The organism is uncultured Fibrobacter sp. (genome assembly GCF_946062555.1).
GTDB lineage: Bacteria > Fibrobacterota > Fibrobacteria > Fibrobacterales > Fibrobacteraceae > Fibrobacter.
Genome location: NZ_CAMGVQ010000011.1, coordinates 39,321 through 63,904, shown reverse-complemented (window position 1 = coordinate 63,904; position 24,584 = coordinate 39,321). Strand labels below are relative to the sequence as shown.

The 24,584-nt window shown below is 48.0% G+C and carries 20 protein-coding genes; 17 read left to right on the top strand and 3 right to left on the bottom strand.

Annotated features, from left to right (window positions below; all coding sequences use genetic code 11):
• Positions 1–11 precede the first annotated feature (11 nt).
• Both Q0P86_RS05005 and clpX read left to right on the top strand, forming a co-directional pair.
• Positions 12–602 carry an ATP-dependent Clp protease proteolytic subunit gene (locus tag Q0P86_RS05005; RefSeq protein WP_072980662.1) on the top strand — a complete coding sequence of 197 codons (591 nt, stop codon included), beginning with the start codon at positions 12–14 and terminating at the stop codon, positions 600–602.
• Entirely contained in the window at positions 602–1,951 is a 1,350-nt protein-coding gene (clpX, locus tag Q0P86_RS05000) for an ATP-dependent Clp protease ATP-binding subunit ClpX (protein WP_291025618.1), read from the top strand. Before Q0P86_RS05005 ends, clpX begins: the two co-directional genes overlap by 1 nt.
• 118 nt (positions 1,952–2,069) lie before the next feature.
• Here clpX and Q0P86_RS04995 read toward each other — a convergent pair whose 3' ends face one another.
• Positions 2,070–3,101 carry a hypothetical protein gene (locus tag Q0P86_RS04995; protein WP_295037813.1) on the bottom strand — a complete coding sequence of 344 codons (1,032 nt, stop codon included), beginning with the start codon at positions 3,099–3,101 and terminating at the stop codon, positions 2,070–2,072.
• 418 nt (positions 3,102–3,519) lie between these two features.
• Positions 3,520–5,418 (bottom strand): excinuclease ABC subunit UvrC, encoded by a 1,899-nt coding sequence (gene uvrC, locus Q0P86_RS04990; protein ID WP_294112057.1) that lies wholly within the window; start codon positions 5,416–5,418, stop codon positions 3,520–3,522.
• A gap of 68 nt (positions 5,419–5,486) precedes the next feature.
• Here uvrC and Q0P86_RS04985 point away from each other — a divergent pair, with 68 nt between their 5' ends.
• The gene (locus Q0P86_RS04985) at positions 5,487–6,362 is read left to right on the top strand and encodes a hypothetical protein (RefSeq protein WP_290996493.1); all 876 of its coding nucleotides are present in this window, start codon (positions 5,487–5,489) and stop codon (positions 6,360–6,362) included.
• A 43-nt stretch (positions 6,363–6,405) separates the two neighbouring features.
• On the top strand, positions 6,406–6,720 hold the full coding sequence (locus Q0P86_RS04980) for a hypothetical protein (RefSeq protein WP_072980676.1): 315 nt from the start codon (positions 6,406–6,408) through the stop codon (positions 6,718–6,720).
• 116 nt (positions 6,721–6,836) lie between these two features.
• On the opposite strand, the gene Q0P86_RS04975 is transcribed toward Q0P86_RS04980, so the two are convergent.
• The gene (locus Q0P86_RS04975) at positions 6,837–7,739 is read right to left on the bottom strand and encodes an FISUMP domain-containing protein (protein ID WP_294112060.1); all 903 of its coding nucleotides are present in this window, start codon (positions 7,737–7,739) and stop codon (positions 6,837–6,839) included.
• Between the two features lie 68 nt (positions 7,740–7,807).
• Between Q0P86_RS04975 and Q0P86_RS04970 the strand changes: the two genes are divergently transcribed.
• The 13 genes from Q0P86_RS04970 to Q0P86_RS04910 all read left to right on the top strand — a co-directional run bounded on the left by Q0P86_RS04970 (position 7,808) and on the right by Q0P86_RS04910 (position 24,549).
• Positions 7,808–8,200 carry an NADH-quinone oxidoreductase subunit A gene (locus Q0P86_RS04970; protein ID WP_072980680.1) on the top strand — a complete coding sequence of 131 codons (393 nt, stop codon included), beginning with the start codon at positions 7,808–7,810 and terminating at the stop codon, positions 8,198–8,200.
• Positions 8,201–8,298: 98 nt separating this feature from the next.
• Complete coding sequence (locus Q0P86_RS04965) at positions 8,299–8,859, top strand: LemA family protein (RefSeq protein WP_290996497.1); 561 nt, start codon at positions 8,299–8,301, stop codon at positions 8,857–8,859.
• Between the two features lie 9 nt (positions 8,860–8,868).
• A complete protein-coding gene (locus Q0P86_RS04960; RefSeq protein WP_291025624.1) occupies positions 8,869–9,921 on the top strand; it encodes a M48 family metallopeptidase in 1,053 nt (350 codons plus the stop codon).
• A gap of 15 nt (positions 9,922–9,936) precedes the next feature.
• On the top strand, positions 9,937–10,794 hold the full coding sequence (gene cas6 / locus Q0P86_RS04955; protein ID WP_290996501.1) for a CRISPR system precrRNA processing endoribonuclease RAMP protein Cas6: 858 nt from the start codon (positions 9,937–9,939) through the stop codon (positions 10,792–10,794).
• 132 nt (positions 10,795–10,926) lie between these two features.
• A complete protein-coding gene (locus tag Q0P86_RS04950) occupies positions 10,927–11,067 on the top strand; it encodes a hypothetical protein (RefSeq protein WP_290996502.1) in 141 nt (46 codons plus the stop codon).
• Positions 11,068–11,276: 209 nt separating this feature from the next.
• On the top strand, positions 11,277–13,319 hold the full coding sequence (locus Q0P86_RS04945) for a hypothetical protein (protein ID WP_290996503.1): 2,043 nt from the start codon (positions 11,277–11,279) through the stop codon (positions 13,317–13,319).
• 33 nt (positions 13,320–13,352) lie between these two features.
• Entirely contained in the window at positions 13,353–15,578 is a 2,226-nt protein-coding gene (locus Q0P86_RS04940) for a hypothetical protein (protein ID WP_294112065.1), read from the top strand.
• Positions 15,579–15,678: 100 nt separating this feature from the next.
• Positions 15,679–16,380, top strand: a complete 702-nt coding sequence (locus Q0P86_RS04935; protein WP_294112067.1) for a VWA domain-containing protein — start codon at positions 15,679–15,681, stop codon at positions 16,378–16,380.
• An 11-nt stretch (positions 16,381–16,391) separates the two neighbouring features.
• Entirely contained in the window at positions 16,392–16,871 is a 480-nt protein-coding gene (locus Q0P86_RS04930) for a hypothetical protein (RefSeq protein ID WP_294112069.1), read from the top strand.
• The gene (locus Q0P86_RS04925) at positions 16,868–17,590 is read left to right on the top strand and encodes a PP2C family serine/threonine-protein phosphatase (protein ID WP_294112071.1); all 723 of its coding nucleotides are present in this window, start codon (positions 16,868–16,870) and stop codon (positions 17,588–17,590) included. Before Q0P86_RS04930 ends, Q0P86_RS04925 begins: the two co-directional genes overlap by 4 nt.
• A gap of 2 nt (positions 17,591–17,592) precedes the next feature.
• On the top strand, positions 17,593–19,077 hold the full coding sequence (locus Q0P86_RS04920; RefSeq protein ID WP_294112073.1) for a protein kinase: 1,485 nt from the start codon (positions 17,593–17,595) through the stop codon (positions 19,075–19,077).
• A 1-nt stretch (position 19,078) separates the two neighbouring features.
• A complete protein-coding gene (locus Q0P86_RS04915; RefSeq protein ID WP_294112075.1) occupies positions 19,079–22,501 on the top strand; it encodes an ATP-binding protein in 3,423 nt (1,140 codons plus the stop codon).
• Entirely contained in the window at positions 22,489–24,549 is a 2,061-nt protein-coding gene (locus tag Q0P86_RS04910) for a hypothetical protein (RefSeq protein WP_294112077.1), read from the top strand. Before Q0P86_RS04915 ends, Q0P86_RS04910 begins: the two co-directional genes overlap by 13 nt.
• Positions 24,550–24,584 lie beyond the last annotated feature (35 nt).

Genomic DNA, 24,584 nt, shown 5'->3' with positions numbered 1-24,584 from the left:
AGGTAAACTGAATGATCATCCCTACCGTCATAGAGACCACCGGACGCGGTGAACGCGCCTACGATATCTACTCCCGTCTCCTCAAGGAACGCATCATCTTTCTGGGCACGCCGATCAACGACGAGGTGGCGAACAACGTCATGGCCCAGCTGATTTTCCTTGAGTACGAGAATCCGGAAAAGGATATCACGCTGTACATCAACAGCCCGGGTGGTTACGTGTCGGCAGGGCTTGCCATTTACGATACCATGCAGCACGTGCGCCCGAATATCGCGACCATCTGCATCGGCAGTTGCGCCTCGATGGCCGCCGTGCTCCTTGCCGCGGGAACCAAGGGCAAGCGTTACGCCTTGCCGCATTCCCGCATCATGCTTCACCAGCCGTCCGGTGCCGCCACCGGTCAGTCTACGGATATCCAGATTACCGCGAAGGAAATCGTGCGTACCAAGGAGACCTTGACCGAGATCGTCGCGAAGCACACGGGCAAGTCGATTGACGAAGTCCGCGAAAAGACGGACCGCGATTTCTACATGGGCCCCGAAGAAGCCAAGGCCTTCGGTGTCATCGATGAAATCTTTGTTCCGCGTAAAGAGGGAATTTAATGTATCGTAGCGGGAAGAATCACCCGACGGTGACTTGCAGCTTTTGCGGCAAGCCCGCCGAACGCGTCGAGAAGATGATTACGGGGGCAGGCGTGCAGATCTGCAGCGACTGCATTACCATGTGTAACCGCATTATCGAGGAAGACCGTGCCCGTGCAAGGCAGGAATCTGCCGCTGCCGAGGTGTCTTCGAAACCGCTTCCGCTTCCGACCGAAATCAAGGCGCACCTGGACGAATACGTAATCGGCCAGGACCAGGCGAAGACCGCCCTTTCCGTGGCGGTGTACAACCACTACAAGCGCCTGCGTTACAAACAAGCTCACCCCGACGCGCAGGAAGTCGAGAAGTCGAACCTGCTCCTGGTGGGGCCTACCGGTTCGGGCAAGACGCTCCTGGCGCAGACCATGGCGCGCTTCCTCGATGTTCCCTTTACCATTGCCGACGCGACCGTGCTGACCGAGGCGGGTTACGTGGGCGAAGACGTGGACAGCATCATCGTGCGCCTTTTGCAGGCCGCCGACTATGACGTGGCCCGCGCCGAACGCGGCATTATCTTCATCGACGAAATCGACAAGATTGCCCGTAAGACGGCGAACCCCTCCATTACTCGCGACGTGAGTGGCGAAGGCGTGCAGCAGGGACTTCTGAAGCTCCTGGAAGGTACCGTCGCGGCCGTTCCCCCGAAGGGTGGCCGTAAGCATCCGGAACAGCCGCTGGTGCAGGTGAATACCAAGAACATCCTGTTCATTTGCGGTGGAGCCTTCGAGACGCTCGACAAGATTATTTCCCGCCGCGTGAATACTGGCGGAATGGGTTTCGGTGCCGATATCCGCAGCGCCGAGGAAAACTCGCTCAGCGAACTTTTCAAGATGCTCGAGCCCGATGACCTGATCCAGTTCGGCCTGATTCCCGAAATCGTGGGCCGCTTGCCGGTCGCAGTCGCCCTCGAGGAACTCGACGAGGCTGCCCTCCTGAATATCCTTACCCAGCCGAAGAACGCTCTTGTGAAGCAGTACAAGAGCCTGTTCGAGATGGACGGTATCGAGCTCAAGTTCGAAGACGACGCCCTCAGGGAAATCGTCCGCGAGACGATGGTCCGCAAGACGGGTGCCCGCGGGCTCCGCTCCGTGATGGAAAAGACCTTGCAGCGTGCGATGTTCGAAATGCCGGGTTCCGGCAACAAGGAATTCGTGGTGACCGCCGAAATCGTGAAGAACGGTCTCAAGGCTCCCGACAAGAAGTCCGCCGACAAGACGCTCGCACTTGAAGTTGCCGGGGATGCCGCCAAGGGTGCATCCGGCGATGCCGGCGAGTCGTTGCCCCGTAGGGGCCGCAAGAAGGCTTCGTAGGGGCGAATCCCGGATTTATTCCAAGTTCGAAAAGCGAAAAGTTGCCGCAGGAAACGGCAACTTTTTGTATATGCAAATGTCCTTTGACGCAGGAAAGGCTTTTCGCCGTTGCGCGTCGCTACGCCTGTTCGCTTTCGTCGGAATTTTCGCCCGGTGTGTCCTGCTCGGCGAGGTGGTCCAGGTAAAGCTGCTGGGCCTTGATGTCGTACATCACCACGTCGTAGAGTTCTCCGTCCTTCCCGGTGCGCGATTCCACCATGAGGCCTGCGAGAGAGCCCTTTGCGGTGGGCAGGAAGGCGACTTTCCCTTCGGGGGACGTCTTGAGCTCAAGATAACCTCCGGCCACGTACCAGTCGCGGATGACCTTGTAGTAAATGCGTTCCATGTTGTCCGTGACGAGCGCGTTCAGGCGGCGTGCGATTTCGCTTACGGGAACGGGCGTGTCGTCGGTCGGGTAGTTGCCAAGTTCCTCGACGGTCACGCGGAATTTCTGCTTGGCCTTGCGGGAGGAGGGTTTTTCTTCCCATTCGTCCTGGTTGGCCTTGCGGTTCGCGAAACGCTCGTTGGCGATGGCGACGCATTTCTGGATGTTGTCCAGAATGTACTGCTGCGCCTGCTGCCAGCATTGCGTGTAGATGTTGTGGTGTCCGCGCAGGTCCGATTCGCCCTTCTCGAATCCGTAGGTTTCGCCTGCGGGCGTAGGGAGGTTCGCTTCCTTGCCGTCTTCGGCTACCTGTCTCGAGAGGATCCCTTCCTGTACCAGGAAATTTGCCACGTCGGCATAGAGCAGGTGGTTCATGTTGTCGGGAAGCAGCTCGTTGATGTTGCGCACCACGCGTGAAATCGAAACCGGGTAGTCGAAGAAACGGTAGCGCTTGAGCGCCTCGGCGTCGATCGAAAGTTCCTGCATCTGGGACCTGGGCGCGCGCTTTGCGGCGCGGGGGGGCTTGTCGGTGACGATGGGGGCGACCTGGTCATGGTTCAGTTGCTGCTGCAACAGGGAGGCCACGTAGGCGAGGCACTTGCTGATGCGTTCTTGCTTGCAGGAATCCCCTTCGGGCAGGATTTCGTCTGTCAGCGGGTTGATTCCGCAGGAAAGCTTGCGCAGGTACATTTCGGCACGTTCGATAATCGCATTTTCAGAGGCCATAAAAACTCCATCGTTGCAAATAGCGGTGCAAAGATAGCTTTTTTTGGGTCGTCGGTCGCATTGCCGTTTTCTGGGAATAAAAAAAAGGGCATACGCCACGGTGGAACACTCGAAACTACTCCATTAGAAATGATAGCAGTGCCTCGGTGGTTTGTTTTTCGCGTCGTAGCGCGCCTAAACTGAATACCAAGAGCGACGAGCTTTGATAATACTGTTAGATCGGGCGTTAATCCGTGGGATGCCTTTACCCCTAATATACCCAACTTGAAACACAAAAACAAGAGTAAAAATGAAATTTTTTTTGACGGCTTTGTAAAAACCTCATCTCGTAAATATTTGTTTTCGGTAATTGGCGAATTTGTGGTTTAAAGGGCGTTTATAGACAAATGGGCCCTATTCCACCTTGGAGTATTATTTTTTACTGTCCGACGTCGGGGTCGGCGGTGCTGGCGGCATCTTGTTTTTCATAATCCGGTCTTATAAACTCGGCACAGTATTCTGCCACCTTTTCGCGGAGGTTATTGCCGCGGACCTTGCCGAGCAGCAGTTCGATGTCTTCGAGGGGTGCCGCCATGAAGGCTTCGGCGCTGCGGTACTTCGAGAGGATTTTCACGCGGGTTTCGTGGCCGACGCCGGGCATCTTGAGCCATTCGACTTCGAGGTCCTTCTTGCGCTTGCTGCGTTGATAGGTGATGGCGAATCGGTGCGCCTCGTCGCGGGCGTTCTGCAACAGCTTCAGCGCGGGGCTCGTACGGTGCAGCACGATGCTTTTGCGGTCGTCGGGGAACACGATTTCTTCGAGGCGTTTCGCGAGGCCGATCAGCGGCAGATCCTGATCGTGGCCCAGCTCCTTCAGAATCTGCATCGTGGCGTCCACCTGGCCCTTGCCGCCGTCGCATACCCACAGGTCGGGCATGGGCACGCCTTCGTTCTCGAGCCTGCGAATGCGGCGGGTCATCACTTCGCGCATGCTCGCAAAGTCGTCGACGCCTTCGACGGTCTTGATGATAAACTTGCGGTAGTTGCTTTTGTCGGGGCGCCCGTTCTTGAACGCCACGAGGCTTGCCACGGTATTCGTGCCGCTTAAGTGCGAAATGTCCACGCACTCGATGCGGAAGGGAGTCTTCTTTAATCCGAGAACCTTCTGCAGCTCGAAAACGCTCTGGTCGATTTCACTGTACTTCTGCACCTCGGCGCGCATTTCCACCAGGATCATGTCGGCGTTCGCGCCGGCAAGCCTCAGGAAGCCGAGCTTTTCGCCGCGCTGGGGAACCGAGAACTGCACCTTACGCCCTGCCTGCTTGCTGAGTGCCGCCTCGAGTTCCTCCTTGTCGTCGGGGAGCGCGATGTCGGTCGCGATTTCGGCAGGGATCAGGGGCGCCTCCATGTACCACGGGAGCACCATCTGCCTGAAGATTTCCGTCTCGTCGTCTTCGAGCTTGCATTCCAGCCGGTAATGCCTGCGGCCCATGAGCACGCCCTTGCGGTACTCGAGAATCACCGCCGCGGCCATGTCGCCGTTGCGCCGTAGCGTCACTACGTCCAGGGAAAGGTTCGGGTCGCTGGTGTCGGTTTTCTGGTGCGTACCCGTCGCCTGCAGCGCCTGGATGGCGTCGCGTCTTTTCATCGCGGTTTCAAAGTCCAGGTTCGCGCTTGCCTCTTCCATTTCGCGCTGCCATTGGTCGATCAGGTCGGCGCGCTTGCCTTCGAGCATGAGCCTCGCGTTGGCGACATCCTTGGCGTAATCTTCCTGGCTGATGAGTCCTGCGCAAGGGGCGCTGCAGCGGCCGATGTGGTAGTTGAGGCAGGGGCGTACGGGGCGCTTCGCGGGCAGTTCCATGGAACATTCCCGCAACTTGAAAAGCCTTGCCCCGAGGTCTATTAGTTTGTCTATAACGCGGGAGCCCATGTAGGGGCCGTAGTACTGGCGGCCGTCCTTCTTGACGGAACGCGAAAGGGTGAGCCTCGGGAAGGGTTCCTTGATCGAGAACGCGAGGTACGGAAAGTGCTTGTCGTCTTTCAGGAGCACGTTGTACTTGGGCGTGTGCTTGCGGATCAGGTTCGCTTCGAGGATCAGCGCCTCCTGCTCGCTTTCGGTAATGATCCATTCGATGTCCCGGATGAAGGGGAGCATGAGCGTTGCCGCGCGGTGCCCGTTGTGCTCGCTGCCGTCGAAGTAGCTGCGCACGCGGTTCTTGAGCACTTTCGCCTTTCCGATGTAAATGATTTTCCCCTGGGCGTTCTTCATGATATAAACGCCCGGCCGGTCCGGCAATTCCGTCAGCCGCCGCTGTATATGTTCATTTACAGAAATCATTTGGCTTTTATGCAAAAATTTAGTTATCTTAATAATGTAAAAGTTCCAAAATGTAAATCGGAGCAAAGATGAATTTAGAAAAAGTGAGCATGTTGTCCCAGAAAATCGAGGGTGTCCTGGGAATGGTCCGCACCCTCAAGGAAGAAAATGCAAAAATCAAGCGTGAACTGTCGCAGGCGCAGGCCGTGGCCCAGGACAAGTCGCTGCTGCTGGAGTCCGCCAAGAACGACCTCGCCGACTGCAAGGCGGCCCTTGACGCCCGTGCGAACCAGGTGAACGCCCAGGACGAGATGCTGAACCAGAAGGATGCCGAACTCGCTTCGCTCAACGAGAAAATCAACGTGTTCGGCCAGCAGCTTATCGAGAAGGACGGCTGCATCGAAAGCCTGAACGCGAAGGTGCAGGAACTGAACTCCAACGCCGACCTGCTGAACGGCCAGGTGAACGAGAAGTCCGAACTCCTGAGCTCGCTCAACGCCCAGATGATCGAAAAGGATGCGACCATCGCATCGCTCATGACGCAGCTCAACGAGAAGAACAACACGATCGAGGGTCTGAACGAACAGCTGCAGGCGCAGAACGACGAAATCGCCGAGGCCCAGGAGAAGTTCAACCAGCTCGTGGCGACCATCGAAAGCGAACTGGGTACCGACATCGCGCTCGACCAGGGCGACGAAATGGCGCCCGCCGCCGAGGCTGCCACCGAAACTGCGGCGACGGAAGATGAATTTACCGAAGTTCCGGCAGAGGAACCGGCTGCTGCCGAAGAGCAGGTTGCCGAAGAATCTGCCGACGCGACCGTAGAAGAACCGCAGGTGGACGACTCCGTTTCGCAGGAAACCGAGAATGACGTCCCGACCATCGAAGTTCACAGTGCAGACGAAAAAGAAAACGACCTGTTCGCGAGCAAGCAGGAGGGCTCGCAGACAAGTTTTTTCGGATAAGGATGCTGATGGACGATGATCCATTCGGCGTAGGAATAAAGTAATGGCTAGTATCGAACCTTTGAGATCGGTAAATGTTTCCGTAGCGCAGGAGACTATCCAGATCCGCACCGACTTGCCCGATGCGGACCTTTCGGATATCGTAAGCAACATCGACCAGCGTTTCGCCCGTTCGGCGAAGTTCCAGATGGACAACCGCAAGCGCCTTGCGCTCTTGGCGGTGGAGCTGATGTCGGAAAACATGGAACTGCGCAAGCAGCTCTCCCGTGCGAAGATTTACCATGACCAGATGGAAAAGGAAATCGAGAACGTGTCGCTTCTCCTGGACGAGGGCATGGACCGCATTGGCGGTGTATAGGCCCCGTTCCAGCGGAAAAAAATTTGACCCGGACTTGGTCCGGGTCTTTTAGTTTTTATGCGGCGTTCCTGGTCGGAGCGACTTGGATATGCGCCGGTGTCGGCTCTGTGGCGAGGCTATTCGCCTTCGACGCAGCGGACATTAAAGGCGCGGTCAGTTGCGGAAGTAGCTTCTTCGATCTGCTTGCCGGTGTAGTCCTCGACGCGCCAGGCGTTGTTTTCGGTACCTGCTGCGAGCCAAAGGTATCCCTGTTCGCCATCCAGGCCGTATCCATCGGATTCCCCGCTGGAGGTGAGCTTGAATCTTCCGCCGATAGTCCACCAGTCGTGACCTTTTTCCAGGTTTGCAGCTTCGACTTCGGCCTGGGTCGGGAGTCTCCAACCTGCGGGACAGACCGCTTGGGCCCTGCTGTATGTGTAGAATCCGCCGTAAGTTGCGCAGACGTCTTCGCCGTTGTGATCGCAGTACACGCCGCTGCTCGGTTTGTACTTGAGGTTTTCGTTCATCCAATGGACGCCGCCGATGCGGACCAGGTTATAGACGCTCTGGTCACGCGCGTCGATCATCTGAGTCTCGGTTACGGTCGGGTACACCGGCGCCTCGACGGACATGCCGATGTCGATGGTTATCGAGGAAGACGACTTGGGGGCAGAGGCGGAGGATACGCCCGCCCATTGCTTTTCGCATTCTTCAGTCCAGCAGAAAATTCCGCTGCTGAAATAAGGATCGGGATAGTCGCTAGGAGAGGACGTGATAACGACTTCTTTATGGACGGTATCAATAGGAGCTTCAATCGGCGAGTTTCCGGACGATGCGGGGTTGCTGGCGTTGCCGGAATTGGAAGATTTGCCGGGAGCCGCAGTCGCGGAGGAACTGGGGGAATTCGAGTTGCTGGAAGATGCCACTTCGGCGGTGGGTTGGTTTGGAAGCACGATTTTCTCCAAATCGTCGTTCGACGAACAACCCGAAATCAAGCACACCACACCCACACATCCCAAAAATGTAGTGATCTTTTTCATATTTGCAAATATAGTTTACATTTTAGCACTTCACTAGCAAAAAGATTTTTACTATGTTTTGCCTCACTATGACGAACGTTGAGATTTTCGATACTACCTTTGCCATTACCATTCTCGTGGTTCTGGCTCTTGTCGTGCCTACGGCTCTGTTGGTCGCAAACTGGTTCCTGCATCCGGGTAAAATCAAGGGAACTTCCATCAAGGGAACTTCCTACGAATGTGGCGTGGCCCATGTGTCCGGCACCTCGGGTGAACGTTATCCCGTCAAGTATTATATGGTCGCCATGCTGTTCCTGGTCTTCGACCTCGAAGTGGCGTTCCTCTACCCCTGGACCGTCCAGTTCCTGAAGGGCGGCTGGGACCTGCTGTTCGTGTTGCTCGGCTTCCTGGTTATTCTCGAAGCGGGCTACATTTACCTGGTCAAGAAGGGCATCCTTAACTGGACCCGCATCCAAGACTAGATTCTGAAGCTTATTCTATCTCAACTAGCGAACGCGGTCCTACGGGGTCGCGTTCGTTTTATATACATTTCTTTATAAGAAATAAAAAGGAGTTGAATATGACAGTCGGATTAGTTGTCTCCATCGTGGCGGTCGTCTTTGTCGCCTGGTTTATCATGATGTACAACGGACTCGTGAAGCTGCGCAACAACCGCGAGAACGCATTCGCGAATATCGACGTGCAGCTCAAGCAGCGCTATGACCTGGTGCCGCAGCTGGTGAACACCGTCAAGGGCTATGCGGGGCATGAAAAGGAAACCTTGGAGAAGGTGACCGCCGCCCGTGCCGCCGCCATGAGCGCGACGACTGTCGACGAAAAGGTTGCCGCCGACAAGGCGCTGTCCGGTGCGCTTGCGGGGCTCCGTATTTCGCTCGAAGCCTACCCTGAGCTCAAGGCGAACCAGAACTTCCTGCAGCTGCAGAACGAACTCGCCGACATTGAGAACAAACTCTCTGCCGCCCGCCGCTTCTTCAATTCTACGACTCGCGAACTGAACAATGCCTGCGAAGTGTTCCCGAGCAACATCGTGGCGGGAATGTTCGGATTCCGCCGCGAGCCCATGTACGAGGCCACCGAAAGCCGCGATGCGCTCAACAAGGCTCCCGAGGTGAAGTTTTAGTCTTCCCTCATGAAATACGTTGGACTCCAGACCCAGATTTGGCGGAACAACCGCAACAGCATCTTGCTGCTGTGTCTGTTCCCCCTTATTATTTTGGTGATGGTGTTTGCAGTCATTTTATGTCTGGATTTTTTTGGCGTACTCTGCTCGATTGTCGAAGGCGGGTGCCCCGAAGGCCACGCCACCTACATGAAATACGGCATTCTGCACTGGCCCGAAGTGCGGCATAGTTTTTGGGAGGTGCTTCCTTACACATTGCAGATTGTCGGCGTGTGGTTCATTATCGCCTATTGCGCGAATACCGCCATTATACGCCATGCGACGCATGCGAAACCCCTTGAGCGCAAGGATAACCTGCGCGTCTACAACATTGTCGAGAACCTCTGCATTGCAGGCGGCATCGAGATGCCGCAGATCAACATTGTTGAGGACAACGGCCTGAACGCGTTTGCGAGCGGAATCGACATTCCCTCGTTCACGATTACGCTCACGACCGGACTTATAGACAAATTAAACGATGCGGAACTCGCCGCTGTCGTGGGGCACGAACTCACGCATATCAAGAACCGCGACACGCGACTCATGGTGGTGTGCATCGTATTCGTGGGAATTTTTTCGACCATTCAGATGGTGTCGATGCAACTGCTTTCGGCAATGCTCCGCGGCCCCCGCAACCATTCTCGCAACAGGCGCGGCGGTGGAAGCGGCGGCGTCATCATCATCTTTGCGCTGATTCTTGTTTTGATCTGGAGCACGATCGGCTACTTGTTCAGCTGGCTCACGCGCCTTGCCATTTCGCGTTCCCGCGAGTACGTGGCCGATGCGGGCGGCGCCGAACTCTGTGGCGACCCGTGGGCGCTCGCCTCTGCCCTGCAGAAAATCTCGGATTACCCCGGCCTCGACACCGTGCGCCGTAGCGACGTGGCGCAGCTCTACATCATCCACCCCGACGAAGAATTCGACAACGACATGAAACTTAAGGGCCTCATCGCGAAGGCGAACATCATGTTCTGCACCCACCCCGATACGCCCGAGAGAATTCGGTTGTTGAAGCAGTTTTAGGGGGCATCAAGACTTATGGATATTTGGCCGGAACTCTATTTGACTCGAGTAAAGTTTTCGCTCGAAGTTGAACGAGCCGATGAATTCGCTCGGTTTCCCGAGGCTGTGCTGCGGGGTGCGCTAGGATATTTTTGGCATGACGAAGGTGAACGGTTTGCCCCTCTTTTCGGTTTGTTCTTTGGAGCAAGCGAGAAGGGTGTGCATGACGGCATTGCGACTCCTCCCGTGGGAGGAATGTTCGATTGTAAGCGAGTTGACGATAAAATTTTTGAACTGGATATCACCCTGTTTGGAAATCATGAAGACAAAATCTCTCTCTTGAACGAGTCGTTAATCATTCTTGGTCGCGAAGGTGTCGGTGCAAAGCATGTACGTTTTTATGTTAAAGGCCTGCCGCATTTTAAAACCAGCACTCTTCGTGAATGCCTATCGGCCGAATCGATCGATGGCCAAACGTTGCCGGAGTCTTATAGTCCGACTCATGGGGTATGTCTTGACATAATCAAACCGATGACCCTTAAAGCCTTAGGTGGCAGGTTCCTTATGGAATGGGATACCGTGACATTTTTCAGAAATTTGGTGCAACGCTTAAAGCTACTTTCGCAGTTTTATGGTTCTCCCCTGTCTGAAAATTGGTGTGCCAATTTAGAGGAATTGACTCAGGTTCGCGTAGCCTCGGCTACGCATCAAGAAATGCGCTCCCGAAGGAGTTCTCGTCAGCAGGCTAACCTAGACTATTCTGGATTCGTTGGCCAAGTTATTATACGGAATATATCCGGCCACTTATTCGATTTAATCCGTATGGGCGGCATTGTCGGTGTTGGGAAAAATACGGTGATGGGTAGCGGACGCTACACGATTTCGTTGCTGTAAAAAATTGGATGAGATGTATTTATGAAACGTGGATTAATTTTTTCACGTTTTTTTCGTATTGAGGTTGACGTCTTCTCCTTGAAAAAAGATATAAAGAGTGAAATCACTAATCTTTTAACAAGGAGAATGAAAATGAATAAGATTAAAAGTGCTGTCACGGTCGCTGCAGTTCTGATTTCCGCCGCCAAGGTCATTATTGAGGGGCTTGAAAAAGCCAAGGGCGATAAGCTGATTGGGGAAAGTGGCAACTCGGCCCCCGTGACAAACGATTAGCCCCTCAAAAACAAAAAAGGAGTACGACATGAATCAGGTCAAAGGAATCCTCGCAATCGTTTCGGCTGTGGTCGCAATCGTGAGTGCCATTGAAAAGATGGCCTCAAACGAAAGCAGTCGCGCCTAAAGCATGTTTCACCCTCATCCCGCCCGCTTTTTAGCGGGCCTTTTGTGCTTTTTTATATATTTCTTGAAAAAAGGAGTTTTTTATGGCATGCTGGAATATTGGAATTGATGAATCGGGAAATTTTGAATATTACAGTTCTAAAGGAAAAAAATCCTTTGTGTGTGCTGTGATAACTACGGAATTGACAGCATCGCTTGATGAAAAATTTTCGAATCTCTTTTATATGATGAATGGGCGGGGAGAAAGAGGTACCGAGGAATTGCTGAATTATTTTCACGCCATGAATCGCACTGATGACGAAAAGTCTACGATATTCGGTAACCTGAAAAATGACATTTACAAGGTGGTTGTATCAAAAGGTCGTCCGCTCGTTCTCTGTAATCCGCAACACTGGTGGCTTTCGGGGGTGATGTCGGTGTTACGACAGATTATTTTATTGGATGAAATTAATACGGGCGACTCCGTGAATATCGTCTTAGGCACACGCTGGCTAAATGTGGTTGGTTTACCAGTGAATGGAAATGTGTCTTTGGATTGGTATGATTACCATAAAAATCTTCAGCAAGAACTGCTCCGTTGGATAAAATCTATTGATAAAAAGGTCTTAAACATTCGCCTTTATTGCGAGCAGGCGGCAAAATCGGTTTTGGTTACTCTTGCGGACCAAGCTGGTGGTATGGTTAATAAGAATCGCAGTGCTTTTTTGGGGGATAAAGTCTGCTATGCTGAATGCGTTGACTATTATGAAATGTCAAGCATGGAGCCTTCTAAATCTGTAACACCGAACCTCATTGCAGAAGAAAAAACGCCTCTAGGAAATCCAAACGAGAATACGTGCAAGCGCTTTTTGGAAGAGTCAAATTACTTGACTGCACTTCAGTTATGGTTGCGGGCCTTCTTTGCCAAAGAGAACATTCCTTTTAAACTGTTCTCCGATATAATGAATGGCGCTTTTACTGATGGTCATACTTATACTGAAGCGTGGAGGATTGTGCTTGATACTTGTGAGTACGCACTCGACAATCGCGGTGAGGACCCTCAACTAATTGGTCGTGTTTTTAAACTAGAGCCGGAGTTGCAGAATGAGTATGCTCGAATTCAAAAATTGAATGGCGCACAAAAATCGGAATACGGCATAGATGTCCAATTGTTGATGGATATTTGGCGTGTACTGGCTAAAGTTTCTTCGCACCGAGGTGATGCGACCTGTAATGTGCTAGACTATATTGAATGTTTTTGGAAGACTGGAGGCCAAGAAATTGGCCGTACTATGGACCGCTGGAAATTTTATTTGCAGACAAAATTGATAGATGTGCAGATTTTATTTAACGGCTACGATTTTTCCAGCGTTACCGATCGTTTTGAACCTATGTTAGACTGCCATGAAAAACTTTGTGACTTGCCGTTCCCGTTTGAAAATGCGGCTGGTGATGATGACTTGGCGGCATTACTTGGTACTTGTGGTCAGGCGGCTGCGTTCCAAGGGAATTTGGACGAGGCTATAAACTGTTTTGAAGAGGATTATGCGAATTCCTCTGCGGACTGGAAATCGATGCCTGCAAGTTTTATGGTGACTGTATTGCACCGCATGTGCGATTTTGAAAGGGCGTGCGAGTGGTTTGAAAAACAGACGGATGGAGTCTCGTTTGAAGACTTTGGTAAGAATCTTTCGTCCACTTCGGACTTGTGGCAGATGGTCAACTATTTTAAGATTCTTGTATTGGCGCAGTTGCAAGAGCGGCCCGTAGAATGCAATATTCCCGAATTGGAATCCTGGAATATTCAGAATACATATCCGTGGCCGCTTGTCCTCAAGTGGGCAGCTCTTTCGTATTTGCAAGGAGAAAATGTTGATCGCGGTGTAGTACTTTTGGAAGAGGCTAAAAAGTTGCTTAAGAAGGGTGGGTTTGCTATAAAGACTCTTGCTCTCCCGATTTTGCAGATGCTCTATTGCGTGACAGAAGAAGAAAAGTATGAAAAGGAGTACGAAGGACTGTTACAACAGCTTGTGGATGCTTGTGAAACCTTTAAGGTCTATGTAGAAGCGCATGGCGATGCGTTTAAGCTTGATAAGGACAAGGACCTTTGGGAAGCGGCGATGATTCTGCCGTTTAATTATGCGTAATCGGTGTCAGTAATTGTATAAAAAGGAGTTTGTATGGCTACATGGAATATTGGTATTGATGAAAAAGGAACGTTTGATTGTTTTGAGGAATCGGATTCGAGGGATTCATCTTTCGTTTGTGCTGTAGTTACTCAAAAAAAAGAAGCAGAAAGCGTGAGTTTCTTAAAACAGTGTACAATCGCCATTGATTCAAAAAAATATGAAGAATGTTATGATGAACGCAAAGAAAAATTCTTAAGCAATCTTATAGCGAATTTTTTTCATACAAGCGATGTCAGCCAAAATTCAGGGGTGGATTTCTTAGACAACTCAATGAAATTCGTATGTGATTGTAAATACCGTGACGTTTTTTTTGAGAGGGTATTTGTTTCTCCCGGAAATACTGATTTTGTGGGGAGTCGGCAAAATTATTACTTAAATTCACTTTACGAAGTTTTGAGCCATATATTTCAATCTGGCTTGTTTGAAAAGAATGATTCAATAAATATCTTTATTGCAGAAAGAGCTCTTGAAGTTACTGGATATGTAGCTCCTGCGCACATCATAGTTGATCAGCTATTTGCGGAATGCAAAAGACGAAAACAAAAAGGTGCAACAGAAGAGGATTTCCAAAATATCAATAATGCTATAGAAATTGTTCTTAAATATGGCTATAAAGATACAGAAAAAAAACGTGCCGAAGCTCTCGCCAATCGGTATCAGAAAAACCTAAGTGGAGAATTTATTGAAAAAAACAGACTCTATGATAAACATAAAAAAGAATATCACGAAAAGTTAAAAAAATCTATTGAAAAATTTCTTACAAGTTGCTATCCCAGTTTTGACGGGCGAATCAGGATAGAATGTCAATCGGCAAGGAAAAGTATTTTTCCTGCATTGGCTGATATTGCTGCTAATTTGGTGAAATTTTATAATCTACCTCATGAGATTGCGAAAAAGAGGAGCTTGATCAAAGGGCTCAACGTAAAGGCCTTCATAGAGGACGGAAATATTGAGGCTGCGGCTGAATTGATCGGGAGTCTTTTCTATGATGTTCCAGATAAGGCTAGGCCGAATTTAGAAGAGCTCTTTGAATCTGTTACAAGCAAGAATTATGATAGCGTTTGGAAAATTTTGACAGAATTGTGTATTGAAAAAATGCATAACCGAGGAACGGAAGGTGACCAGTTCTCTAAAACGGGAGACCTGATAAAACACCTTGACGAATTTATTGATACGTATAAACCTTCGCCTATCGTGTACGCTCGGTATCTAAAAATGAAGGGCGAGTTTGCTCAACATTCGGGGAGTGTTGATCTTGATGCTGCAAGAGCGTTGGTGAAAAAAATAAAAGACTTGAGAGAAAACTGCCGAGATAAAGAGGTGTATGCGGAACTATATGATATCGAAGAAGAGTTCTGGATAGAAAGCTATGCGCAGGTTATGTTTAATTCGTTTGATTTTAATGATGCTGATTACAGTCGGGTTTTGGAAAGATATGAATCAAATATAAAGTTGCTTCCCTTCTACTCGGAAATTTACACAAAAGAAGACTTTAAAGATAAACGTTATTCTGTGATTTTGGGGACTCTTGGGCAAGCGCTGGCGTTCTCGGGCAATCACAAAAAGGCGATAGATTTTTTACTTGAGGATTATCGACACTCTAATTTTATGAGTGAATTGCCTGCAAGCTTTTTGGTTGTGGAATATCTCCGTAAGGGGGAGCTTGAGAACGCTGCTGCGTGGTTTAAAACTCAGGTGAAAGAAGTTCTTGGCGAGGAAAAAACGATAGAGCAGTTTTTCCATGATGTTGAAGACGGCAAAAAGGTTGATAATTGGCTTGTTCTTAATTTCTTGAGGCTCTGGGCCTATTCGTTGAAAATCGGTAAACCTATTGTGAAGGTGACTATTCCATTTGAAAAATGGACTGAGCGTGATTATGATCCGTATCCTAGTGGACTCGTGCTAAAGTGGGCTGCAATTTGTAACTTCTATGTAAAAGGCTCCAAGGAAACTACAATTGCGTTGTTGAATAAGTCTATTGAGGTGATGACGAAAGATTCTACGTTTGCCATCAATTCTTTAGCGCTTTCTCCGATGAGGATATTGAATGTTTTGGACGCAATGCCCATTGAATCGTATGCTAAAACCTATAGCGATTTATGCAAACATTGCGAGTCATTCGCGAAGTATGCGGAGGCAAATCCTGTTCTTGATCCAAAGACGGAATGCAAAGATGTGTGGGAGGCTGCAATAATTCTACCGTTTAATTACGCATAAAAATTGGTTGACAATACGTCTCTTGTAAAAAATATATATACTTGCATAATCCAATGCAAATAAATAAGTGTATATTTAATCAAAAACAAGGAGTTTTATTATGGCTTTTGATCCGTCTAAATACACTGTTGCCAAGGCCCGGCCTCTTCCGGTAATTCTTTTGCTCGATAGGAGCGGAAGTATGGGCGAAATGGGTGGGGAAAAGATTAAACAGCTGAATGCTGCTGTAAACGAAATGATAGATTCGTTCAAAACGGCAGGTAAGGGTGAAGTTGAAATAGATCTCGCTGTTATTAGTTTTGGCGAAGGTGGGGCTTCCTACGATATCCCGTTACAGTCTGTCAAGGATATTGAATGCGTTTTTACATTGAAAGCATGCGGCGGTACTCCTATGGGACTTGCTTTGCGAATGGCGAAGGACATGCTTGAAGACAAAAGCGTTATTCCTTCGAACGGCTATCGCCCAGCGATTGTCCTTGTTTCGGATGGAGAACCCAATGATGAATGGCAGGGCCCTATGCAGGATTTTGTGGGGGGCGGTCGCAGTTCCAAGTGCGAGCGCTTTGCCATGGCGATAGGAACGACGAAGGATGATCCTGTGCTGAACCAGTTCCTGACTGGCTCAAAGAACAAGGTGTTTCTGGCTGACGAGGCTAGCAAAATTCGAGATTTCTTCAAGTTTGTAACGATGAGTGTTTCTGTTCGTAGCCAGTCGCAAAATCCTAATGCGCTGCTTACAAAAGAGAGTTCTTCTGTATCGGTTATTGAAGACTTGGCTAAAGAATTGGGTATAGACTTGTAGAAATTTGTGGTATGAAAGAGATTTGCGTTATTGTTGATGTGTCTGGAAGCATGTGCACGATGGGGAAACCGTCGGTGCTCGGCAATATAATGCAAACGCTTTCTACTCTTCAGAATTTTTATGACGAATTCCAGCGGATATCTTTTTCTAAAATGCAATGGGATGGTGGCAAGGAATCTCTTGAATCTCTTGTTGAAAAGTTGGATGGAAAAAATGTCTTGCTATTGACAGATGGATATGCCCTGTCGGATTCTTGCCGAACATCGAGTTGTATCAAAAAATTTATTGCTGCGAACGTGAACAATTTTTTTGTGGTTCTTTGTGGCGGAGATGCTTTAGATGTATCGGTGCTTAAGAGGAATTTTGGAAATTTGCGTGCCGTGAATGCTCACGATATATTGTTCGCGGTAGAAAACTTTCCCGACGATTCTAGTTCGCAATCTGACTCCCATTCTAATGATGCAGATTCTGACAAGGATGGTTGGGGATGATTTTTTTTAGGAAAAATTTTGTTTGTGGCGCGAGTGTGATTGGCCCGGCCCATATTGGCAAGGGAATTGCTAATCAGGATTCTTTTTTGTGTGTTAAGAAAAGGAAGTTCTCCCTATTTATTGTTTCTGATGGTATGGGGAGCAAACCATTTTCTGATGACGGCTCCAAGATGGCCTGTCTTGCCGTTCGAAAGGAGATGGAGCTGTTTGTAAAGAACAAGGACAAGTCTCTCCCCATTACGGTGCTTTTGGAAAACATTATAGAAACGTGGAAAAGGCTTGTTTATCCTCGTGCTGCCGCAGATTGCTCTGCAACATGTCTTTTTGTTTTTGTAACGAAACACAAAATTTTGGTTGCGAGGCTTGGGGATGGCATGGTGTGTCTTTTAGGTCATGATAAAGAACAAAGCATCGTGTTTGCCGACGACAAGAAAGATTCTTTTTCTAATACGACTTATTCTCTGTCAGACAAGTCTGCGGAGCGTGAATTTAAGTATGGCTTTTTTGATCGCGCCCTTTTTAAGGGGGTTGTCCTTTGTACGGATGGTATTTCTGCCGATATGAAATTGGGTAAAGAGCTCCCGTTTGCGGAAGATGTTTTTTACGAAGTGCGCAAAAAGTTTTTTTGGAAAAGAAACTCTTTTATCCGCAATATGATGAAAAACTGGCCTGTGCCGCACCATACGGATGATAAAACTCTTGTAATTGCGGGATTGTAACTATGTACACGAAAGGCAAAAGTGATATAACTGTTTCGGTGTGTGATAGCGATGGAGTGACGGTTGAAATTAGGGAGGTTCTCGATTCCTTTGGAGTGAGCCACTCTATTGGCAAAGAAATTGGTCGTGGCGGGCAGGGGCTTGTTTGTCATACCCAAAATCCGGAGATTGTTGTAAAATTTGCCCTTGGTGCAAATGCGACACTGATAGACCGCGTGAAGAATAAGGCTGAATTCAAAAAGGCGAATGATGAATTTAAGTCAATAATATACAAACCGTTCCCCGAGCGAATACATATTGCGTACCCGATGGCTCGCCTTGCGGATTATGCAGGATATGTGATGCGGTTTATGGATGATATGATCCCCTATTCGGATATTGTTCCGCTCGATGAATCGGGAATAAAGCGGATGGCTGAAGATGGGGGATATCGAAGGCGTTTTGAACTCTTGTTCAAGCTGGCTGCCGAAATGTCTAAGCTGCACGGCGCAGGAATGGTCTATTGCGATTTGTCTCCACGCAATGTTTATGTGACTGCTGATCCAAAGGGATTGACTCAAAATGTTTGGCTAATTGATGCGGACAATATTTTCATTCCAGGCGAAGATCCGGATAAGCTGGTTTATACGGCTCGGTATGCTGCTCCGGAACTTTTAAATGGATCCCCCTGTTCTCAGGCGAGCGATGTATACTCTTTTGCGGTTCTTGCTTTTGAATCGCTAGCGGCTTTGCATCCATTTGCGGGTGAAAAGGCGATGAATGGTGGTGAATGCAACTGGGATGAAACTGAGCCGGCGGACGTCGCTAAGGATAATTTTGAAGTTGATCCGCAGTATTCGGGGAAAATTCCATGGGTTGAGGACGTTGAGGACATATCCAACCATACTAAAGATGGGTTGCCGAGACAGTTCTTTTTGACTGACGAAACGTTCGACCTTTTTAACAAGACTTTTTCTGAGTGTGGCAGGGAATCTTCAAAGACGCGGCCTACGGCAATGTTGTGGGCGAGGGCTTTGGCTCATTCCTATATGCAGTGTGTTCGTTGCCCCGATTGTAATATGAGTTTTGTGTATGATTCTCAAGAAAAATGCCCATGGTGCGATGAGAATCTTCCGCAGGTCCTTATTTTGAAAGATGAAGCTGGACGAAAGGTCTTTGCACATGAGCTTGTATTTAGCGATCAAGGCTATGGCGAGGAATTCTTTTTGCATGAGCATATCGTTGCTCTTTTTAAGATAGATAGTTTTTTCAGTAAACTCATAAAAATACGGACAATGAACGAAAATGGACTTGGAATAGAATTCAGGCTTGTTCAAGAAAATTGTACCGCTCGTGAGTTTGCGATTGCAGTTAACGGTGCTGAAGAAAAAATTTTAAGCGCCTATATATTGCAGCCAAAGAAGGACGAGGCGTATTCTTTGAAGTGTTACGACAAAGAAACTGGATTTAGCAGGGTTCTTGCGATTGAGGTTGTGGGGAGGGCGTGATATGGATGTAGCTGAGATAGAGACAATTCCTTTTTATGAAAATATTTCTGCAAGGGCCTGCAACGGGGTTGATGCAAATAAAATAAAGCTTGGACTTTGTACGATTCTACCAAACCCGCTCCAACACAATTACATTATCCAAATGGATAATGATTCTGTAGAGTTTGAATTCAAGAATAAACAAGACAAGGCGAATATCGATGCTCACTTCTGTCGGGGAAATGCCCATATATGCAATGTGAGAGCGTTGACTGATGCTGGCTTTATATTTGATTTGTATGTATTTGCCGGTCGGGTATTGAATTTTGGTGAAACGACCATTTTGGCCGAAGATGAAAATATTGAGCGATTGAGGAATAAGAAAAGTCCTGAAAGTAGTGACAAGTTGAGGGAACGCCTTGCTGACTGGTGCTCAGTAAAAATCAAGGGCCAGACGCATTTTATTATGCAGGGGAACTATTCGGCTTCTAAGGAGGATGACGATAGCGAGAAACCTGATTTAGATGAAGAAGACGGTGGAGAAAAAGAGATTCTTGGTGCATTCTCCATTCTATGCCATCGTTTTGGACATTGCTTTGCCCTGAAAATCCAACAGAAGAAACTTTCGGCATCGGGAAATGAAAAGTATTTTGCTGTAACGGGAGTTGCCTCGCGAAAAAATATTCATCCTGCAGCGAATTTTTATTTGGTTAAGGCGAATCTCACTTTTTCTGACGAAAGAAAGGTGGCATCGGAATACAATATTGAAAAGCTTAAGGCGTTAACCGAAAAAACGGGGAGCTACCTTAAGGCGTGGCGAAATTACACCGGTGCTCGTGGCGACCGCATTATGGCGCAAGCGCGAAAATTTGGAGCGCGCCACTATATTTCGAGGATGTCGAAATCAGAGAATAGTGTTGTTCTTTATTTTGAAGGAAACATTGCGGAAGATGTTTCGAGGTATATGATCGAAGAGATTGTTTTATATGATAATACAACTCCATACCCGATGTTTTTGGAAAATACGACATGTGACTTTTTGGATTATTGCGAGCATCTAAAGCAGTTAAAGAAAATTCGGGATGCGGCAAATCAAAAAAGATGGCGGGGCGAAGAAGTTCCCGAAAATGATGTACTTGAACTCTGCTGTCCAATTATAAGTTACGAAGAAAATTCGATTGAAATTAGGATTCCCGAAAGAAAGAACAATAAGTCGGTAAATGATATTCCCATAAATGGCTATATCGTCATGTCGATGACGGGCGAAGAAAGCCAGATTGCGCGCCAGCAAGATGCTTGGAGTAAAATTGCAGAAGGTAAATCGGGAATCAATTTTTTGGGGAACATTCTCGAAGGCTCTTTTGATTATATTCCGACGGGTAATTTGCCTAAAAAGGTATCTATAAGTAACCGGATTAGGGAAAAAATATTTAAGAATCCGCCAACAGACCGTCAATTAGAAGCGATTGATGCTGCCCTTAATACGCCTGAAATCGTGCTTGTTCAGGGGCCTCCCGGAACGGGAAAGACGACTGTGATAACGGCTGTACTTGAAGTTTTGAATGAGCTCCAGGATAAGCGTGGCGTTTGTGCGGGGCGAGTTCTTGCAACCTCGTTCCAACACGATGCCGTTGAGAACATGATTGAACGCATCAGGGTAAATTCTTTACCGACATGGAAATATGGAAAGCGCCAAGGATCCTCGGAAAGCTATAATGATCATATAGGGAAATGGTGCGACTCCGTTGTTGACCGTGTTTTGGAATCTAACCCGGAACTTCACATATCCCATGAGGACGAAACGTTCAATGCGTATGTTGCGGAATATGTTCACACTCCCTTGACAGAAAATAAGACTCGCTTGCTCGAATATATTCAATTGCTTCCGATTCCTGAAGAATATGCGAGTCGTGCTAGAAAATTGTTGAAGGGGTCTGCTCAAGAAAGGGAATCGAAAGGGACGAAGGGACTTTTGCGGAAAGTCAATGCACTAAGGGTGACAGAAAATTCTTATGCAGACGATGGGGCAAAACGAGTGGAGGATCTGTATTTTGGTCTAGAAGATTCCGGATGGTTTTTGGAACATGAGGCTGAACAGAGCCTTCTTATGGATTTGGTGATGGGGGGCACTCCCCAAAAAGAGCAGCTGGATGCTCTAGCGAAAATGAAGAAGGATTTGCTTGAAGAATTCTCGCCGCGGCCGGCACACATTGCCGTTAAAATTGATAGAGACGTTCAGGCTTTGTGTACGGAGATTTCCCAGTTACTCCATTCTCGTCGTGAAAAACAGTCTAAGAAGGAACAGATTCTTGCGGATTGGGTCGATGCGCTGAGGATTGGCCAAGAGTCTTTTGCAAAGGCCATCAAGGATTGTAATTTTGTTTATGCTGCAACGAGTCAGCAGTCTGTTGGCAAGGAAATAAATCGCCAGAAAAGAGCTGTAGAAGAAAACAATTCCCAGTATATAACTTTGTACGATACGGTGATTGTTGATGAGGCGGCGCGCGCGACGCCCCCTGATTTGCTGATTCCGATGTGTAAGGCGGTTAAACGCATTATTTTGGTTGGAGACCATCGTCAGCTCCCACAACTTGTCGATGATGACCTGTGCAACGAAGTGTATGATGCCCTGAAAAATAACGATAAATCCGCAGAAGAGGAGTCGTCTGTCGGTACAAAGGATCTTCTCTCGACTTATGAAGATGCCTTTGAGCTCAGTCTTTTTGAGCTGTTGTTCAAAAAGCTAAAAGATCTTGAAGAAAGAGATGGACGTAAGCGGACTATAACTCTTGACAAACAGTACCGTACTCATCCCGTTTTAGGGAAATTTGGATCGCGCTTGTTCTATGAGCCGTATGGTGAAGGATATGAATCTCCACGACCTGCAGAGGATTTTGCTCATGATCTCCCCGGAATCGAGAACAAGGCTGCGGTATGGATTGACGTGCCTCCTGAAGCGGGAGCGGAAAAACGGCAGGGCTCTAGCCGAATTCGTGAATGCGAAGCGGATTGTATTGTAGAAAAGTTTTTGGAATTCGTTCGGTTTCAGCAAGACGTTCCCAAGGAGAAAAAGCTGACTTTGGGCATTATTGCGTTTTATAGTGCTCAACGGGATCTTATACAAAGCAAATTAAGAGAACATAAGGAAGAATTAAAGGATGTCTCGTATAAGATTGGTACGGTAGATGCATTTCAGGGAATGGAATTTGATGTTGTGTTCCTTTCGATTGTTCGGTCGAAAGGGGCGATAGACTTTTTGACTCCGAATCGTCTGTGTGTAAGCATGTCTCGTCAAAAGAGGGTTCTGATTGCGGTGGGGTGTGCTAAGTTTGCAACATCCGATGCAGCACGAAGTCAAAAGATTCCGGCCTTGTCTGAATATTACGATTTGTGCAATGGAAAAAATGATGAAGGATTTGGGGCGGTTTTGACATGGAAAAGATAATTGGCGGTGTTGATTTTGATGCGGCAACTCCCATGAGGATTAGCCACAAAATTTTATGGCCCTGCTACGAGTTCGTTGCATCTGCGGAGGGCCTTGATGGTTATGCGAAAAATATCATCGAGGATACTATTCTTCGCCTTGTGGAGATCAAAATAACAAGCGAAGATGAGCTTGCGTCATGTATGGGGCTAGAAAAAGATTTGGTCTCGTTTGTGCTGTCGCGGCTAGAACAGCAGGATTATATTGATTCGTGCCGTCGGATAACGGATGAAGGGGCCAAACGTTTAACAGAATCATCTGAAATTCAGTATACCGATATTCATGTGTATGTCGATGCCATTTCGGGAAGGTTGCTCCCGTACTTTAATGTGATAGGTTCTGATAGATATTTTAAGTATTCTGACGGCAAAGAAAAATATGACGAAACATCGGGTGTGGAGATGTTTGAGTACAAAGGCTACTCGACGGCAGGAAAGGAAAAAGAGGAAAAGCAGAAAGCGTATAAGCTGCATTACGAAGAATCTTTTAATGTTGTTCCTGATAGACATACTGTGACGGCGATGTTGCATCGGTTGCACCCCGGAAAAGACAGTGTCTACGCTCAGATAGATGAGTCGCAGATGGCGAAAAGAAATCTGAGATGGTTTTTAATTGACGTTATGCAGCCTGAAGGCTCTTCGAGAGACTGGGTCTTTTCGGATGGCTTTGGAAAAATTTCGACATTCTTTACGGCGTCGCAAATAAAAAACGAGATAGACAGAAAATATATTGTAAATCTTAGGGAACGATTGCAGATTCAGACGAACGCCCTGAATACGGCAACGCTCTCGTCTGAAGGAAGGTTCCCAAAGCTTAAAGAGAAAATAGACCTTGTTGAAAAAAGTATGAGGGAGCTTCAAATGTCTGTTGATTCTCCGGATAGGGCAGAAATGCTTTTTTCGGCGGTTGCAGATTCTGTATTGTACTTGACGCAGCTTTCGGAATGGGTCTTGTTTTATTTATTGCACAAAGACAACGTTGCTGCAGACGCAATGAATTTCTTTGACACGATGGAGAATAATAGCGATGCTCCGTACTGTGTGGGTAGTTTGGCTTTTCGGTGTGCAAAGAGTATGGGGTTTGATCTCATTACAAAAGAAAGGGATGCTTTTTGCCAGAAACCTTCAAGAGTTGCTAATGCCTACCATCATTTACCGTCTCTGTTGCCATTACTCCCGCTCTTTTTAATCACGTTTGAAAAGGAGTCGCTTTTTAAGGGGTTTGCAGCGAAATATCCAGATTTTTTGCACATGATTCTTTTTTTGAACCTAAAGCGGGGCAGAAGTTTTCATTCAGGAAAGTTGGAAGATGAACTGCGCAAAGTTAAAGAATGCGTAGAAAAAGTTCATGAACAGATTTATTACCTTATAAACGACGCTCTTGGTGTAATGGTTAAAGAAAAGCATGGCCTGTCTTTTTTGGAAAAAATCAGCCTGCAAAACGAGAGGGACGAAGCGATAGGCCGCATGGAGGAAGAACTCGGATTTGCATTGTGCAATACACTGGATACGAGTTTAATCCGTTTTGTAACCGATATGGAACGGCGTGGAATAGATGCTGAAACGCTGAATAACGCCCTTGTTATTGATTTGTATCGAATATTGGAATACCTGTTTGTTTCGGCAAATAATCGATTGGGGAATGCTCTTCGAAATTCTGATTGGCAGAAGAAGGTGGTTGCGGCTGGTTTAGCTTTTTCTGAAAAACGGAATGATTCGGATTTTGCCGCTCTTGTCAAGACCCGAGAATATATGGTTGGAGCGGCTCTTGCTAGAAAACCCTCGTCTATGAATGCTGCGTGTATTGCTTTTTGTACCCTTGCCGAGAAAGCATTGTTGCAAAAAATCGCCCAAAGATGGGGAACTATGCTTGGCGATATAAGTTATATTGTCAAAAAGCGTGGACATGGCGAAATTCCTGAAAAGGTCGATTCTGCCCGTGTTTTTGAAATAAAAAAGCATGTGGTGGATATAATCCATTTCTTTGCAGAAGAAGGATTTCTTGTTTAAGTAAGTGAGTATGAAACTTAATAGGAGATAAATTT